The sequence below is a fragment of the Mesorhizobium sp. M3A.F.Ca.ET.175.01.1.1 genome, assembly GCF_004791945.1.
Lineage (GTDB): Bacteria > Pseudomonadota > Alphaproteobacteria > Rhizobiales > Rhizobiaceae > Mesorhizobium.
The window spans coordinates 187829-202943 of record NZ_SRTP01000005.1; the positions used below are offsets into that span (position 1 = coordinate 187829).

The 15115-nt window shown below is 63.5% G+C and carries 13 protein-coding genes; 8 read left to right on the forward strand and 5 right to left on the reverse strand.

Features of this window, described 5'->3' with window-relative positions:
- Positions 1-68: 68 nt before the first annotated feature.
- From EN818_RS14590 to EN818_RS14605, 4 genes are all read left to right on the forward strand, one after another.
- The gene (locus EN818_RS14590) at positions 69-860 is read left to right on the forward strand and encodes an ABC transporter ATP-binding protein (protein WP_095808217.1); all 792 of its coding nucleotides are present in this window, start codon (positions 69-71) and stop codon (positions 858-860) included.
- Positions 861-1052: 192 nt separating this feature from the next.
- Positions 1053-1931, forward strand: coding sequence for an ABC transporter permease (locus tag EN818_RS14595; RefSeq protein ID WP_095808216.1), 879 nt, complete (start codon positions 1053-1055; stop codon positions 1929-1931).
- Positions 1928-3082 (forward strand): ABC transporter permease, encoded by a 1155-nt coding sequence (locus EN818_RS14600; RefSeq protein WP_095808215.1) that lies wholly within the window; start codon positions 1928-1930, stop codon positions 3080-3082. The genes EN818_RS14595 and EN818_RS14600 overlap by 4 nt, the downstream gene beginning before the upstream one ends.
- A 41-nt stretch (positions 3083-3123) precedes the next feature.
- Positions 3124-4095, forward strand: a complete 972-nt coding sequence (locus EN818_RS14605) for an ABC transporter substrate-binding protein (protein WP_095808214.1) — start codon at positions 3124-3126, stop codon at positions 4093-4095.
- A gap of 128 nt (positions 4096-4223) precedes the next feature.
- Here the strand turns inward: EN818_RS14605 and EN818_RS14610 are convergent, their stop codons facing one another.
- Positions 4224-4682 (reverse strand): Lrp/AsnC family transcriptional regulator, encoded by a 459-nt coding sequence (locus EN818_RS14610; protein WP_095808213.1) that lies wholly within the window; start codon positions 4680-4682, stop codon positions 4224-4226.
- A 124-nt stretch (positions 4683-4806) separates the two neighbouring features.
- Here EN818_RS14610 and EN818_RS14615 point away from each other — a divergent pair, with 124 nt between their 5' ends.
- Together EN818_RS14615 and EN818_RS14620 are read left to right on the forward strand one after the other, a co-directional pair.
- Entirely contained in the window at positions 4807-6090 is a 1284-nt protein-coding gene (locus tag EN818_RS14615) for a cystathionine gamma-synthase family protein (protein WP_095808212.1), read from the forward strand.
- Positions 6091-6280: 190 nt separating this feature from the next.
- On the forward strand, positions 6281-6727 hold the full coding sequence (locus tag EN818_RS14620; protein WP_095808211.1) for a CHRD domain-containing protein: 447 nt from the start codon (positions 6281-6283) through the stop codon (positions 6725-6727).
- A 51-nt stretch (positions 6728-6778) separates the two neighbouring features.
- On the opposite strand, the gene EN818_RS14625 is transcribed toward EN818_RS14620, so the two are convergent.
- The 3 genes from EN818_RS14625 to EN818_RS14635 all read right to left on the reverse strand — a co-directional run bounded on the left by EN818_RS14625 (position 6779) and on the right by EN818_RS14635 (position 10683).
- The gene (locus tag EN818_RS14625; RefSeq protein WP_095808210.1) at positions 6779-8428 is read right to left on the reverse strand and encodes a thiamine pyrophosphate-binding protein; all 1650 of its coding nucleotides are present in this window, start codon (positions 8426-8428) and stop codon (positions 6779-6781) included.
- The gene (locus EN818_RS14630) at positions 8425-9600 is read right to left on the reverse strand and encodes a CaiB/BaiF CoA-transferase family protein (protein ID WP_095808209.1); all 1176 of its coding nucleotides are present in this window, start codon (positions 9598-9600) and stop codon (positions 8425-8427) included. The genes EN818_RS14625 and EN818_RS14630 overlap by 4 nt, the downstream gene beginning before the upstream one ends.
- A 150-nt stretch (positions 9601-9750) precedes the next feature.
- On the reverse strand, positions 9751-10683 hold the full coding sequence (locus EN818_RS14635; RefSeq protein WP_095808208.1) for an alpha/beta hydrolase: 933 nt from the start codon (positions 10681-10683) through the stop codon (positions 9751-9753).
- 195 nt (positions 10684-10878) lie between these two features.
- On the opposite strand from EN818_RS14635, the gene EN818_RS14640 reads away from it, so the two are divergent.
- Positions 10879-11883 carry a ribonuclease gene (locus tag EN818_RS14640; protein WP_095808207.1) on the forward strand — a complete coding sequence of 335 codons (1005 nt, stop codon included), beginning with the start codon at positions 10879-10881 and terminating at the stop codon, positions 11881-11883.
- A 40-nt stretch (positions 11884-11923) separates the two neighbouring features.
- Here EN818_RS14640 and EN818_RS14645 read toward each other — a convergent pair whose 3' ends face one another.
- Complete coding sequence (locus EN818_RS14645) at positions 11924-13192, reverse strand: GGDEF domain-containing protein (RefSeq protein WP_095808206.1); 1269 nt, start codon at positions 13190-13192, stop codon at positions 11924-11926.
- Between the two features lie 263 nt (positions 13193-13455).
- Here EN818_RS14645 and ettA point away from each other — a divergent pair, with 263 nt between their 5' ends.
- Positions 13456-15105: an energy-dependent translational throttle protein EttA gene (gene ettA, locus EN818_RS14650; protein ID WP_095808204.1), complete on the forward strand. Its 1650-nt coding sequence runs from the start codon at positions 13456-13458 to the stop codon at positions 15103-15105.
- Positions 15106-15115 lie beyond the last annotated feature (10 nt).

The window sequence follows — 15115 nt, forward strand, 5'->3', positions numbered from 1 at the left end:
AACATCAGGGCAAATGCAATCGGATTCCAGCCGGCGCGGCAGCGGCTGCGACAGGCGGACCGCAGCCAATGACCGCACAGTCGCCAGCCGCCGTCTTGGCAAGCAAGCTCGGCCTCACCTTTCAGACCAATGACGGTCCGGTGCAGGCGCTGACCGATGTCGACCTCAGCATCGGCAAGGGCGAGTTCGTGTCGTTCATCGGCCCGTCCGGCTGCGGCAAGACCACCTTGCTGCGCGTCATCGCCGACCTGGAAAAGCCGACCTCGGGTGCGATCTCGGTCAACGGCATGTCGCCGGAGCAGGCGCGCGAGAAACGCGCCTATGGCTATGTCTTTCAGGCCGCAGCCCTTTTTCCCTGGCGCACGATCGAGCGCAACGTGGCGCTGCCGCTCGAGATCATCGGCCTCAGCAGTGCCGAGCAGGCGCAGCGCATCAAGCGCACGCTGGAAATGGTCAACCTGTCCGGCTTCGAGAAGAAGTATCCCTGGCAGCTTTCCGGCGGCATGCAGCAGCGCGCCTCGATCGCGCGTGCGCTCGCCTTCGACGCCGATCTTCTGTTGATGGACGAGCCGTTCGGCGCGCTCGACGAAATCGTGCGCGATCATTTGAACAAACAGCTTCTGGAACTCTGGGATTCGACCAACAAGACGATCTGCTTCGTCACCCACTCGATCCCCGAAGCGGTCTATCTTTCGACGCGCATCGTCGTCATGTCGCCGCGTCCCGGCCGCGTCACCGACATCATCGAATCGACCTTGCCGAGGAAGCGTCCGCTCCACATCCGCGAGACGCCGGAATTCCTGGCGATCGCCGCGCGCGTGCGCGATGGTTTGCGGGCAGGGCACAGCTATGAGGATTGAGGGGGTGGGAGATGAGGACCGGCCCAACCGCGCCTTCCGTCATCCTAGGATCTGCGCCGCGTCGCTTCGCTCCTTGCTTCACCCTAGGATGACGAAGAACAGCAACGTTGCAGCACCCCAGACGATGGCGCCCGGCCTTCGCTTCGCTCCGGCCACTCTCTCCCCGCGGGAGAGAGGAGAAGGGGAGCGCTGATGGATAGCTTCCGCTCCAAGATCGTCCCCGTAACCACCATCCTCGCCGGCCTGGTGGTGGTCTGGTACGTCTTTGCCGTCATCCTCAACACGCCGTTCCAACGCGACCTCGACCAACGCGCCAACCAGAACCCTGGCACGATCGAATTTATCGGCAAGACGCTGTCGCAGCCGAAGCCGACGCTGCCAGCGCCGCATCAGGTGGCGGTGAATTTCTTCGAGAATACCTTCCTGCGCAGCGTCACCTCGAACCGGAGCCTCGTCTACAACGCCTGGGTGACGCTGTCCTCGACGCTGCTCGGCTTTGCCTTCGGCACGGCGCTTGGCATCATCATCGCGGTCGGCATCGTCCATGTGGCCTCGCTCGATCGCAGCCTGATGCCGTGGATCATCGCCTCGCAGACCATCCCGATCCTGGCGGTGGCGCCGATGATCATCGTGGTGCTGGCGGCGATCGGGATCACGGGCCTGATCCCCAAGGCGCTGATCTCGACCTATCTGTCGTTCTTCCCCGTCGCCGTCGGCATGGTGAAGGGCCTGCGCTCGCCCGAGCTCATGCATCTCGACCTGATGCATACCTATAATGCCAGCCGCTCGCAGATCTTCTGGAAGCTCAGGGTCCCGGCATCGGTGCCGTTCCTGTTCACCTCGATGAAGGTCGCGGTGGCGGCGAGCCTGGTCGGCGCCATCGTCGGCGAACTGCCGACCGGGGCCGTCGCCGGCATCGGCGCCAAGCTGCTCTCCGGTGCCTATTACAGCCAGTCGATCGACATCTGGTCGGCACTCGTGGCCGGCTCCATCGTGGCGGCGCTGCTGGTCACCGTGGTCGGCATTGCCGGGCGCCTGGTCGACCGCGCTATGGGCGGGAGGCCGGCATGAATTGGCTAAGACCCTCCTGGCAACCGGTGCTGGCGGTGATGCTCTGCCTGGCTGCGCTGGCGCTTGGCCCGATGTCGAGCCCGGAAGCCGCGGCGCTGGCACAACCCTCCGCCACCGTCGCACCCCCCTATCTCGAGACAAAGGGGCTCATTCTCGGCCTGCTGCTGATCGCGGCAGCCGTCTCGATGACGCGGCTGCCGCCCATCTTCGAGGCTGTCGTGCTGTTCGTCGGCGCGCATCTCGCGGCGTGGCTACTGATCGCCGGAATAGGCGGGTTCGAAGGGACGGCACTGGCGCCGTATTTCCTCCTCCTTGCTGCTGCGTGGCTTCTCGGATGGCGCTGCGTGGCGGTGCTGTCTTCTCTGCGTCCCGTGGCCAACTGGGCTCGGACGGCGCTGCGGCTGATCATTCCGGCGATTTTCGGCGCCTGGATTTTGATCATCTGGGAGGCGGTGACGCGCGGCGCCGGCATCCCCTTCATCCTGCTGCCGCCGCCAAGCGCCATCGGCGCCCGCATCGCCAATTCGCTGCCGGTGCTTGCTGCCGATGTGCAGCAGACCATCTTCAAGGCGGTGATCTTCGGCTATATCGCCGGCAGCGGCGCCGGCTTTCTTGCGGCTATCGCCGCGGACCGCGTGCCGTTCCTCAGGCGCGGCCTGCTGCCGATCGGCAACATGGTGTCGGCGCTGCCGATCATCGGCGTCGCGCCGATCATGGTCATGTGGTTCGGCTTCGGCTGGGAGTCCAAGGCGGCGGTGGTCATCATCATGACCTTCTTCCCGATGCTGGTGAACACGGTCGCCGGGCTTGCCGCGTCCAGCCACATGGAGCGCGACCTGATGCGCACCTATGCTTCGGGATACTGGCCGACACTGATCAAGCTCAGGCTGCCTGCGGCGGCGCCCTTCATCTTCAACGCGCTGAAGATCAACTCGACGCTGGCGCTGATCGGCGCCATCGTCGCGGAGTTCTTCGGCACGCCGGTTGTCGGCATGGGCTTCCGCATTTCGACGGAAGTCGGGCGGATGAACATCGACATGGTCTGGGCCGAAATCGCGGTTGCAGCACTTGCGGGTTCGGTCTTTTATGGCGTGGTCGCTCTCGCCGAGAGAGCCGTCACGTTTTGGCATCCCTCTGTCCGTGGTGGATAGGGGCGGTGGGTTCAAGGGTGCTAACCTCAGAGGGTAAAAATATGAAAAGACTTGTAGTTTCTGCCTTGGCCGGCGCAATGTCGCTGGCCGCTTTCCAGGCGATGGCGGCCGACAAGGTGACGCTGCAGCTGAAGTGGGTCACGCAGGCCCAGTTCGCGGGCTATTATGTCGCCAAGGCCAAGGGGTTCTATGAAGCCGAGGGCCTGGACGTCGACATCAAGCCGGGTGGTCCCGACATCGCGCCCGAGCAGGTGATCGCCGGCGGCGGCGCCGACGTGATCGTCGACTGGATGGGCGGCGCGCTGGCCGCGCGCGAAAAGGGTGTGCCGCTCGTAAATATCGCTCAGCCGTTCAAGAAGGCCGGCATGGAACTGGTCTGCCCGAAAGACGGGCCGATCAAGACCGAAGCCGACTTCAAGGGCCATACGCTGGGCGTCTGGTTCTTCGGCAACGAGTATCCGTTCTATGCCTGGATGAACAAGCTCGGCCTCAAGACCGATGGCGGCAAGGATGGCGTCACGGTGCTTAAGCAGAGCTTCGACGTGCAGCCGCTGATCCAGAAGCAGGCAGACTGCATCTCGGTCATGACTTACAACGAGTACTGGCAGCTGATCGACGCCGGCTACAAGCCGGAACAACTCACCGTCTTCAACTACTCGGCAATGGGCAACGACCTGCTGGAGGACGGCCTCTACGCGCTCGAGACGAAGCTCAAGGATCCGGCCTTCGAGGACAAGATGGTGCGCTTCGTGCGCGCCTCGATGAAGGGCTGGAAATACGCCGTCGACAATTCGGATGAAGCGGCTGAGATCGTCATGGACAATGGCGGCCAGGACGAGAACCACCAGAAGCGCATGATGGGCGAAGTCGCCAAGCTGATCGACAACGCGGACGGCAAGCTCGATCCGGCGACCTATGAGCGCACCGCCAAGGCGCTGCTCGACCAGAAGATCATCGCCAAGGAGCCTTCCGGCGCTTACACGACGGCGATCACGGACAAGGCGATCAAGTAAGCCTACGGCAACGTCCTGTTGCTTGAGGACGAGACCTCTGGAAAGAGCGGTTCTGTAGAGCCGCTCTTTTTCTTTTTGCGCCATGTTGCCCCAAACCGCTGCGCAGTTCTGGGCGACATGCATCGGTGTCAGAGACGCCGTTCCTTTATGGTGTTCATGACGAAGCTGGTCTCGATCGAGGCGACGCATTTCAGCCGCGCGATCTTTTCCTTGATGAAGCGCTCGTATTGTTCGAGGCTTCCGGTGACCACCTTCAGCACATAGTCGCGCGAGCCGGTGACGAGGTGGCACTCCAGCACCTCTTCCCAGCCGCGGATCGCGTCCTCGAACATGACGATCTCGTCCTCATTTTGACGGCCGAGCCGGATGGTGGCGATGGCGACCATGCCCCAGCCGAAGGCGGCCGGATCGACCAGCGTGGTGTAGCCTCTGATGACGCCGGCTTCTTCCAGCCGCCGCACGCGTCTCAGGCAGGGCGATGGCGACAGACCGATCCGCTCGGCAAGCTCGTTGTTGGTGATGCGGGCGTCGGCTTGCAGTTCACGCAGGATCTTGCGGTCGAAGTCGTCGGCTATCTTCTGCGGCATTTTTGGCCTCTCCGGGCAATTGATTGCGGGAAGGCAGCCATACGAGCCCAAAAATAGCAAGGACTGCCTGATCTGGATGGCTTAAATTGCCGTGCGACACTCCTCGAAAAGCAGGAAAAAGCCCATGACCGCGCCGCGCCCTTCCAAAACCCACATTGGAAACCACAAGCTCCACCCGGAGACGCTGATGCTGAGCTACGGCTTCGATCCGCAGCTCTCGGAGGGCGCCGTCAAGCCGCCGGTGTTCCTCACCTCGACCTTCGTGTTCAAGTCGGCGGAAGAGGGACGCGATTTTTTCGACTACACCTCCGGCCGCAAGGAACCTCCGAGCGGCACGGCTTCCGGCCTGGTCTATTCGCGCTTCAACCATCCCAACAGCGAGATCGTCGAGGACCGGCTGGCGATCTTTGAAGGGACGGACGCCTGCATCCTGTTCTCGTCCGGCATGTCGGCGATCGCGACGACGCTGCTCGCCTATACTCGCCCGGGCGACGTCATCCTGCATTCGCAGCCACTTTATGGCGGCACCGAAACGCTTCTGACGCGCACGCTTTCCGGCTTCGGCATCAATGCTGTCGGCTTCGCGGACGGGGTCGACGAGGGGGCGGTGCGCGCCGCTGCCGACGCAGCCGTCAGCCAAGGCCGGGTGTCGGTCATCCTGATCGAGACGCCGTCAAACCCCACCAACAGCCTTGTCGACATCGAGCTGATGCGGAGGATCGCCGACGAGATCGGCGTCCGGCAAGGGGCGACGCCAATCATCGTGTGCGACAACACGCTGCTCGGGCCGGTGTTCCAGCGGCCGATCGAACACGGCGCGGATGTGTCCCTCTATTCGCTGACCAAATATGTCGGCGGTCATTCCGACCTGATCGCGGGTGCTGCCATGGGCAGCAAGGCGATAACCAAGCCGATCAAGGCGCTGCGCGGCGCAATCGGCACGCAGCTCGACCCGCATTCCTGCTGGATGCTCGGCCGCTCGCTCGAGACCTTGTCGATCCGCATGGAGCGAGCGAACGACAATGCGCGCCTTGTCGCCGAATTTCTGCGCGACCATCCCAAGGTCGAGAAGGTGCACTATCTACCCTTCGTGGGCGAGGACACACCCGCGGGTCGCACCTATCGGGCGCAGTGCAGTGGCGCCGGCTCGACCTTCTCTTTCGATATACGCGGCGGGCAGACGGCAGCCTTTGCCTTTCTCAACAGCCTGCAGATATTCAAGCTGGCGGTAAGCCTGGGCGGGACGGAATCGCTGGCCAGCCATCCGGCGGCCATGACCCATTCGGGTATTCCTTTCGACGTGCGCCAGCGCATCGGCGTGCTTGAGACCACGGTCAGGCTGTCGATCGGGGTCGAGCATCCCGACGATCTCATCGCCGACCTGGCGCAGGCGCTGGCACGCGTCTGAGCACCACTTTTTCGCGTCGGTGCGCGGCAGGGCGCTGCGCGCCGAGGTCGAACGGGGTGACGGCTCCTTTTTTCGTGGCGGCGGTAAAATATGCGTGTAGCGGGATACATCGCGGCGCCAAACCGTTCTCGTTGACGCATCCGCATGCCGGGGAGCCGCGGCGGCTGCGCCAGCCAAACGGAGGTCCTTCATGCGCATTCAGTTCTTGCCGATGCTCTCGGCGCTCGCCGTTTCGACCGCCTTCCTGCTCGCATCGCCGGCCATGGCCGAGACCGTGAAGTACACGGCCACGCTCGACGGCAGCCAGCAGAGCCCGCCAGTCACCACCAAGGGCAAGGGAACAGCCACGCTCACCTTCGACACCACCAGCAAGAAACTCAGCTGGAACGTCAAATATTCCGGTCTTAGCGGGCCGGCGGTCGCCGCTCATATCCACGGTCCGGCCGCGGCGGGTGAGAACGCTCCGCCCGTCATTCCGTTCAAGAAGCTGAAGAGCCCGATCAAGGGATCGGCGACGCTGACCGATGCGCAGGCGGCCGACCTCGAAGCCGGCAAATATTATGTCAACGTCCACACCGCCGCCAACAAGGATGGCGAGATCCGCGGGCAGATCGAGAAGGCCGCCGGATCGATGTAGCGGACTTTTTTGCGGGCAGGAACGAGGCAGCCGGCCCCCTCGTTCTTGCCGTCACGACTTATCGCGGATCTGCGTCAGCGTGCGGGTCGGCGTGATCGCTTCGGGATCGAGCCTGATCTCGACGATCGCCGGTTTGCCGCTGGCGCTGGCGCGTTCGAAGGCTGGCGCGAAGTCCTCGGTCTTCTCGACCGTCTCGCCATGGCCGCCATAAGCCCGGGCGAGGGCGGCGAAGTCCGGATTCTTGAGGTCGGTGGCGACGACCCGGCTCGGATACTCACGCTCCTGGTGCATGCGGATCGTGCCATAGATGCCGTTGTTGACGACGATGACTATGATCGCCAGGTCGTACTGGACGGCGGTTGCGAACTCCTGGCCGTTCATCAGGAAGCAGCCGTCGCCGGCAAAGGCGATGACCTCGCGATCCGGATGCAGCGCCTTGGCGGCGACCGCTGCCGGTGTGCCGTAGCCCATCGAGCCGGAGGTCGGCGCTGCCTGCGTGGCGAAGCGGCGGAAGCGGTGGAAGCGATGCACCCAGGTGGAGTAGTTGCCGGCGCCGTTGCATAGGATGGCGTCCTCGGGCAGCGCCTTTTCCAGATAGTTCATGATCGGGCCCATCTGTACGGCGCCGGGGCCGGTCTCCGGCGGCGTCGACCATTCGAGATAGTCGGCATGCGCTTTCGCCGTCTCGGCTGCCCATGATGGCGTACCGGCCGGCTTGCGCCTGGCGAAGGCCTCGACAAAGGCGGCGGGCGAGGCGTTGATCGCCAGCGTCGGCCGGTAGACACGGCCGAGTTCGCCAGCATCGGCATGGATGTGCACCAGCGCCTGGTCAGGATAGGGGCTTTTCAGCAGCGTGTAGTCGGAAGACGGCATCTCGCCCATGCGGCCGCCGATGAGCAGCACCAGATCGGCCTGTTTGATCGCCGCCGCCAGCTTTGGATTGATGCCGATGCCGACGTCGCCGGCATAGTTCGGATGAAGGTGGTCGAACAGCATCTGGCGGCGGAAGGAGCAGCCGACGGGCAGCGACCATGTCTCGGCGATTGTCTGGATCTGCGCCACCGCGTCAGCGTCCCAGCGCGTGCCGCCGAGGATGACGAACGGGCGCTTGGCCTGGCCAAGCAGTTTCTCCAGCGCATCGAGCTCGGCCTCGCCGGGACGCGTCTCCACCGGCATGTGGGCAAGTGCAGCCGGCGCTTCGACCTCGCTGGTCAGCATGTCCTCGGGCAACGAGACAACGACCGGGCCGGGACGGCCCGACGTCGCGACCGCGAAAGCGCGGGTGACGAATTCCAGGATGCGCGCAGCATCGTCGATCTCGACCACCCACTTGGCGATGTCGCCGAAGAAGCGCTTGTAGTCGACCTCCTGAAAGGCTTCGCGCTCCTTGGCGTGGCTGGCGACCTGGCCGATGAACAGGATGACCGGCACTGAATCCTGCATGGCGATGTGGATACCGGCCGAGGCGTTGGTGGCGCCGGGGCCGCGGGTGACGAAGCAGATGCCGGGCTTGCCGGTCAGCCGCCCCTGGCAGTCGGCCATCATCGCGGCGCCACCTTCCTGGCGGCAGACGATGGTGCGGATCGGCGAGTCATGCAGCGCGTCGAGCACCGCGAGGTAGGATTCACCGGGCACGCAGAAGATGCGGTCGGTGCCGTTCGCTTCAAGCGCCTCGACGATCAGTTGTCCGCCGGTCTTCATCGTCCTGACCTCTCCAATTCGGCAAGGATCTCTTGCGTGTGTTCGCCGAGGCGCGGCGAGGGGCGCTCGTAGACGAGCGGCGTGCCCGACATCACCATCGGCGCACGCACGGAAGGCAGAAGATTGCCATGGCCGTCGTCGAGGTCGAGCCGCATGCCACGCGCAATCGTCTGCGGGTCGTCGAACATCTGGCCGATGTTGTTGATCGGGCTCGCCGGTACGCCGGCGGCCTCGAGCTTCGCCAGCAGCGGATCGCGATCGACTGTCTTCAGCGTCTCGATGATCAGTTCGCGCAGCTTCGCGCGATTGGCGACGCGCGCGGGATTGGTGGCGAAATCCGGGTTGGCGGGCAGATCGTTGAGACCGACCGCGGCGCAGAACTTGCCGAACTGACCGTCGTTGCCGACGGCGAGGATGATGTGTCCGTCTCTAACCGGCAACACCTCGTAGGGCGCGATGTTCATATGGGCGTTGCCCATCTGAACCGGCGACTTGCCGGAAACCAGATAGTTGAGGTTCTGGTTGCCGAGCGCGGAGATCTGGCTGTCGAAAAGCGCCATGTCGATATGCTGGCCTTCTCCGGTCTTCTCGGCATGGCGCAGTGCAGCCTGAATGGCGATCACCGAATAAAGACCGGTGAACAGGTCGGAGATGGCGACGCCAGCCTTCTGCGGTTCGCGGCCGGCCTCGCCGGTGATCGACATCATGCCGGCCATGGCCTGGATGATGAAGTCGTAACCCGCGCGCGGCGCGTAAGGCCCGGTCTGGCCGAAGCCGGTGATCGAGCAATAGACAAGGCGCGGATTGATCGCCTTAAGGTTCTCATAATCCAGGCCATATTTTTTCAAGCCACCGAGCTTGAAGTTCTCGATCAGGACATCCGCCTCAGCGACGAGGCGGCGTAGCGTATCGGCACCTTCGGGCTTGGAGAAGTCGATGGCGATCGAACGCTTGCCGCGATTGCAGGAATGGTAATAGGCGGCCGACAGGTTCTCGCCATCGTGGCTCATGACGAAGGGCGGACCCCATTTGCGGGTGTCGTCGCCGCCATCGGGGCTCTCGACCTTGATGACATCGGCACCGAGATCGGCAAGCAACTGCCCAGCCCAAGGGCCCGCAAGGATGCGGGCAAGCTCGATAACGCGGATGCCTTTCAGCGGAGGCTCAGTCATGGATCACCGTTGTTTGACGGCGCGCAGCCGCGCATCTTTTCTTGGCATGTCTCTATTCAAACCGCTGCATTCAAACCGCTGCGCCCTTTTCGGCGCATGCACTATCAATCGTAACCGGCTGTGTCACGACTCATACTGTGGGCCACACGATCAAGACTTCAGCACGCTGTCCGCCCAGGTGGCGAAATCCTTCATGACGATATCTCGGTTCAACTCGTTCAGGCTTTCGTGGCGGGTCTCGGCGTAAACCTTTGAAACCAGATTCGAAAAGCCCATTCGTTGCATGCGCCCGGCAAGATGGTTCACCGCTTTGCCATAGTCCGAGGCAGGATCCTTCTCGCCGCCGACAAGGTTGACGTGGAGGTCGCGGCGCACGTTGGCAAAGCTAGAATCGTTGCCGGCGTGCTGCGCCATATTGACCACGTCACGCCACATCGAGATGGAGGCGTCCCAGCCGCAGAGCGGATCGGCAATGTATTTGTCGACCTCGGCCGCATCGCGCGACAGCCAGTCGAACGGCGTCCGGTGATTGGGAACCGCCTTGCCCCAGGCCTGGAAAGTCATCCGGGGCAGCAGGCGCGAGGGCACATCTGAGCCCAGTCGCATTCGTTCCCAGGCGAGGATGCCGAGTGCGAACTTGCCGAGCAGGCCCTGCGAGAAGTTGCCGTTCCAGATGGCGGCGGCATGGATGCGCTCGGAATGGCGCAGCACGAAGTTCAGCGCGATCGAGGCGCCGAGCGAATGGCCAAAGACAATCACCGGCAATTCGGGATGGTCGGCTGCGATCAGGTCGTGAACAGCGCCGACATCGGCGATCAGTTTGGCCACGCCGTCTACATCCGCAAACCTGCCGAGCGGTGCGTCGGGCGCCTTCGTGGCGCCATGGCCGCGATGGTCGTGGGCGTAGACATGGAAGCCGCGTTCGCTGAGGAAATCGGCGAAACGCGCATAGCGCGCCGCGTGCTCGGCAAGCCCATGGTTGATCTGGACCGCCGCACGTGGGCGGGCTTCGGCAAGCTTGACGTAGAGATTGATCTCGGCGCCTGTCGGCGATTTCACCCTGCGTTGCTCGCTGAACGACATGCCTGCCCTCCGATGCGCGCTTTCCTGCACATGTCGAGCCTGTTTGCGATGGCGCCGGACTTGCGTCAATGCGGCGCGAAGGATTTGCGTTGATTGCCTGTCGATCGCTCTTGTCTTGCAATCCGCGCCATCGCAATTCTGACACGGATGCAGGGGCAGTGTGGCCCCGCGGCATCGTTCATTCGGGACATAATCATGCGGACAGGTTTGGCTTTCTCGCTGGCGCTGGTCATGGCGGCGCTGACCGGCACTGCATGGGCCGATGTGAAGATGAGCGGCTCGTTCATGGCCGATGCGGCCTGTCCCGCAACCCACGCCATCAAGAGCGGCAAGAATCCTGGCAACATCTCAATCATGGCCGGACAAAGCTATCAACTGCTCGCCGGCAACAAGGACGAGCCCACGCATTACTTGATCCAGGTGCCGGGCGCCGACCCGGAGCGGCGCTGGGTCAAGACCAGTTGCGGTCACGTCACCGGCGGCAGTGCGTCGGGGGCGCCCGCCGGCCCGGCCAAATCCCCGCAGCCTAGCTCGGGCAAACCCGAATATGTCTTCGCGCTGAGCTGGCAGCCAGCCTTCTGCGAAACCAAGGCCAACAAACCTGAGTGCAAGGTCCAAAACCGGAACGAATTCGAGGCCACCCATTTCACCTTGCATGGGCTTTGGCCGCAGCCGAATGGCAATTTCTATTGCCAGGTGTCGGCGAGCGACAAGGCGAATGACAATCCCGCGCATTGGGAGGAGCTGCCGGCGGTCGATCTCGATGCCGGAACGCGCGCCGAGCTCGACAGGGTGATGCCGGGCACCGCCTCCAAGCTGGACCGCCACGAGTGGATCAAGCACGGCACCTGCTACGGCAAAAGCCAGCAGGAATATTTCGCCGACGCGCTCAATCTGATGCGCGCGGTGAACGCGTCGGCGGTGCGCGATCTTTTCACCAGGAGCATCGGCAAGCAGCTGACCTCGGAACAGATCCGCAGCGCGTTTGACCATGCCTTCGGCGCCGGTGCCGGAGACCGCGTGCGCGTCTCGTGCCTGGTCGATCCTTCCAGCGGCAGGCGCATGATCGGCGAGCTGACGCTCGGCCTGTCCGGTTCAATCGCCGCAGACAGCAAGCTCGGCGATCTGCTTCTGGCCTCGGCCCCGACCAGCAAGGCCGGCTGTCCCAAGGGCACGGTCGACGCGATCGGTTTCCAGTAAACGGCGAATGAGAGGTGCTGGTCGCCGAGGCCGGATCGTCCTAGGGGCGGCTTCGTAAAGTGACGGCTTCGGAGCCCGGCTCGCCGATCACCCGGTCGCGCCCGCCCGATTTGGCCTTGTAGAGGCGCTGGTCGGCCAGAGCGAAGATGTCGGCAAGGCAATTCGTCGTGTCACTTACGGAGGAGACTCCGGCGCTCACGGTGATGTTGAAGCGGCTGGTGTGGGCAGAGCTCTTGACCGCGCTCCTGATGGTTTCACCAAGCAGTCTCGCCAGCGAATGCGGTTGCGGGCAAAGAATGGCGAACTCCTCGCCGCCGATCCTGAACACCTGATTGCTGCTGCCCACAGTCTCCGTCAGCACGGCAGCCAACGATTTCAACACCTTGTCGCCCTCGGCGTGGCCGAAGCGGTCATTGATCGACTTGAAGTGATCGACATCGACGATTAGCAGGCTGAGCGGCTTGGCGGTCCTGATGGCCGTCGCGACGGCCGCAGCGCCGTCGGCATCGAAGCTGCCGCGATGCAGCAGGCCGGTCAGCCCATCGCGGCCGACATGCTTGACCAGTGCCTCGTAGCGCTCGCGATAGGTGAGGGTGTCGAAGACGTCGGAAAGGCCGCGCGGCAGCGCGGTCTCATGGTCCTCGGCCCATCTGAGATAGGCGACCAGCATGCTGCTATAGGCGAGCGCCGCCGCCAGCTTGGCGAACCAGCCGCCGAAAAAGACCTCGATCGGAGCGCCGGCGACGAAATGGAGAGCCAGGAAGAAGCCGACCTGGTCGAATGTCAGCACGCAGGCGACCGACGCCAGGATGCGTGCAAAAGGCACCTTCCGCAGATAGGCGCCGAGCTTCTCATAGAGCAGGATCATCAGGATGGCGTCGACGAAAAGGAGCGAGGTGCCCCAGACCATCAGCCAGCCCATCTTGTCGATGAAGGCGATGTCGGGAACCCGGCCATCGGGAAGCGGCGCGATCGCGTGCAGACGCAGGATCAGCACCAGGCCGATCATCAGCGCGTTGCCGAGCAGCAGCCCGTAGATCGGCTGGCGGACGGTCGCGGCGTCCTCCTTCATGTAGAGCAGGAGCAGCATCACCAGCTTGCCTGAAAACAGAACGGCCGAGCCCGGCGAGACAATGCCGAAGGGCAGGGCCACATAGAAGACGCTGGCGAGATAGGTTTCCAGGAAATGCATGACGCCCATCGCGCAGACGAACACGCCAAGCCCGATGCGTCGCCTGAAACGGAAGAGCGTGACCATGGCGCCGAAATAGAGAACCGCTTCGGCAAGGAGCAGGAGACCGTTCAGCAAACCATCGACCCGATCTTTTTGCGGAAATCGCAATCTTGGCCGCGATTTCCCGACGTCATCCGTTCTGACGGGGAATGGTTAACCTCGGCTTTCGCGGACCGGCGCCGCAGATCGAAAAGATCGTAAGCGATGGAGGCTTCGATGCGGCGAAACCTCCAGGATCGCCCGCGCCTGCCGAAAGCGATTGCCGTTCGGCGCTTCATCGCCTACATAGCGCGCAAATCCCCATTCAGTTGACACTTCAGTTTCCAGGGAAAGCGCGCGTGGCTCGCCAGTTCATCTATCACATGTCCGGCCTGTCGAAGGCCTACGGCACCAAGAAGGTGCTCGACAACATTCACCTGTCCTTCTACCCGGACGCCAAGATCGGCATTCTGGGGCCCAACGGCTCGGGCAAGTCGACCATCCTGCGCATTATGGCGGGTCTCGACAAGGAGTATCAGGGCGAGGCGTGGCTGGCCGAGGGCGCCACCGTCGGCTACCTCGCGCAGGAGCCGCAGCTTGACGCCAGCAAGACCGTTCGCGAGAACGTCATGGACGGCGTTGCCAGGAAAACCGCCATCATCGAGCGCTACAACGAGCTGATGATGAACTATTCCGACGAGACGGCAGAGGAATCCGCCAAGCTCCAGGACGAAATGGACCGGCTCAACCTGTGGGACCTCGAGCAGCAGGTCGAGATGGCGATGGACGCGCTGCAGTGCCCGCCGGCCGACTCCGAGGTGACGAACCTGTCGGGCGGCGAGCGCCGCCGCGTCGCGCTTTGCCGGCTGCTGCTCGAGCAGCCCGACCTGCTGCTGCTCGACGAGCCGACCAACCATCTCGACGCCGAGACCACGCAATGGCTGGAAAAGCATTTGCGCGACTATCCGGGCTCGGTGCTGATCATCACCCACGACCGCTACTTCCTCGACAACGTCACCGGCTGGATTCTCGAGCTCGACCGCGGCCGCGGCATCCCCTACGAGGGCAACTACACGAAATATCTCGACGCCAAGGCCAAGCGCCTGATCCAGGAAGGCCGCGAGGACGACTCCCGCCAGAAGGCGATCTGGCGCGAGCGCGAGTGGATCCAGTCCTCGCCGAAGGCGCGCCAGACCAAGTCCAAGGCGCGCATCAAGGCCTATGAGGAACTGGTCGAGCAGTCGCAGAATCGCAAGCCGACCGATACGCAGATCGTCATTCCGGCCAGCGAACGCCTCGGCAATGTCGTCATCGAAGTCGAGGGCCTCAACAAAGGCTTCGCCGATGAACTCCTCATCGAGGATCTGTCGTTCAGGCTGCCGCCGGGCGGCATCGTCGGTGTGATCGGCCCCAACGGCGCCGGTAAGACGACGCTGTTCAAGATGATCACCGGCCAGGAAACGCCGGATGCCGGCTCGATCCGCAAGGGCGAGACGGTGAGGCTCGGCTATGTCGACCAGAGTCGCGACGCGCTCGACCCGAACAAGACGGTGTGGGAAGAGATCTCCGGCGGCGCCGAGGTGATCAAGCTCGGCAAGCACGAGGTCAACAGCCGCGCCTATTGCTCGTCCTTCAACTTCCGTGGCGGCGACCAGCAGCAGAAGGTCGGCAATCTTTCCGGCGGCCAGCGCAACCGCGTGCATCTGGCCAAGATGCTGAAGGGCGGCGGCAATGTGCTGCTGCTCGACGAACCGACCAACGACCTCGACACCGAAACGCTGAGCGCGCTGGAAGACGCGCTGGAAGCCTATGCCGGCTGCGCCGTCATCATCAGCCACGACCGTATGTTCCTCGACCGCATGGCCACCCACATGCTCGCCTTCGAGGGCGACGCGCATGTCGAATGGTTCGAGGGCAATTTCGAGGAATATGAGAAGGACAAGCTTCGCCGCCTGGGCGCGGAAGCGGCCACTCCGCACCGCATGACGCATAAGCGGCTGACGCGATAAGCCAAGCGAG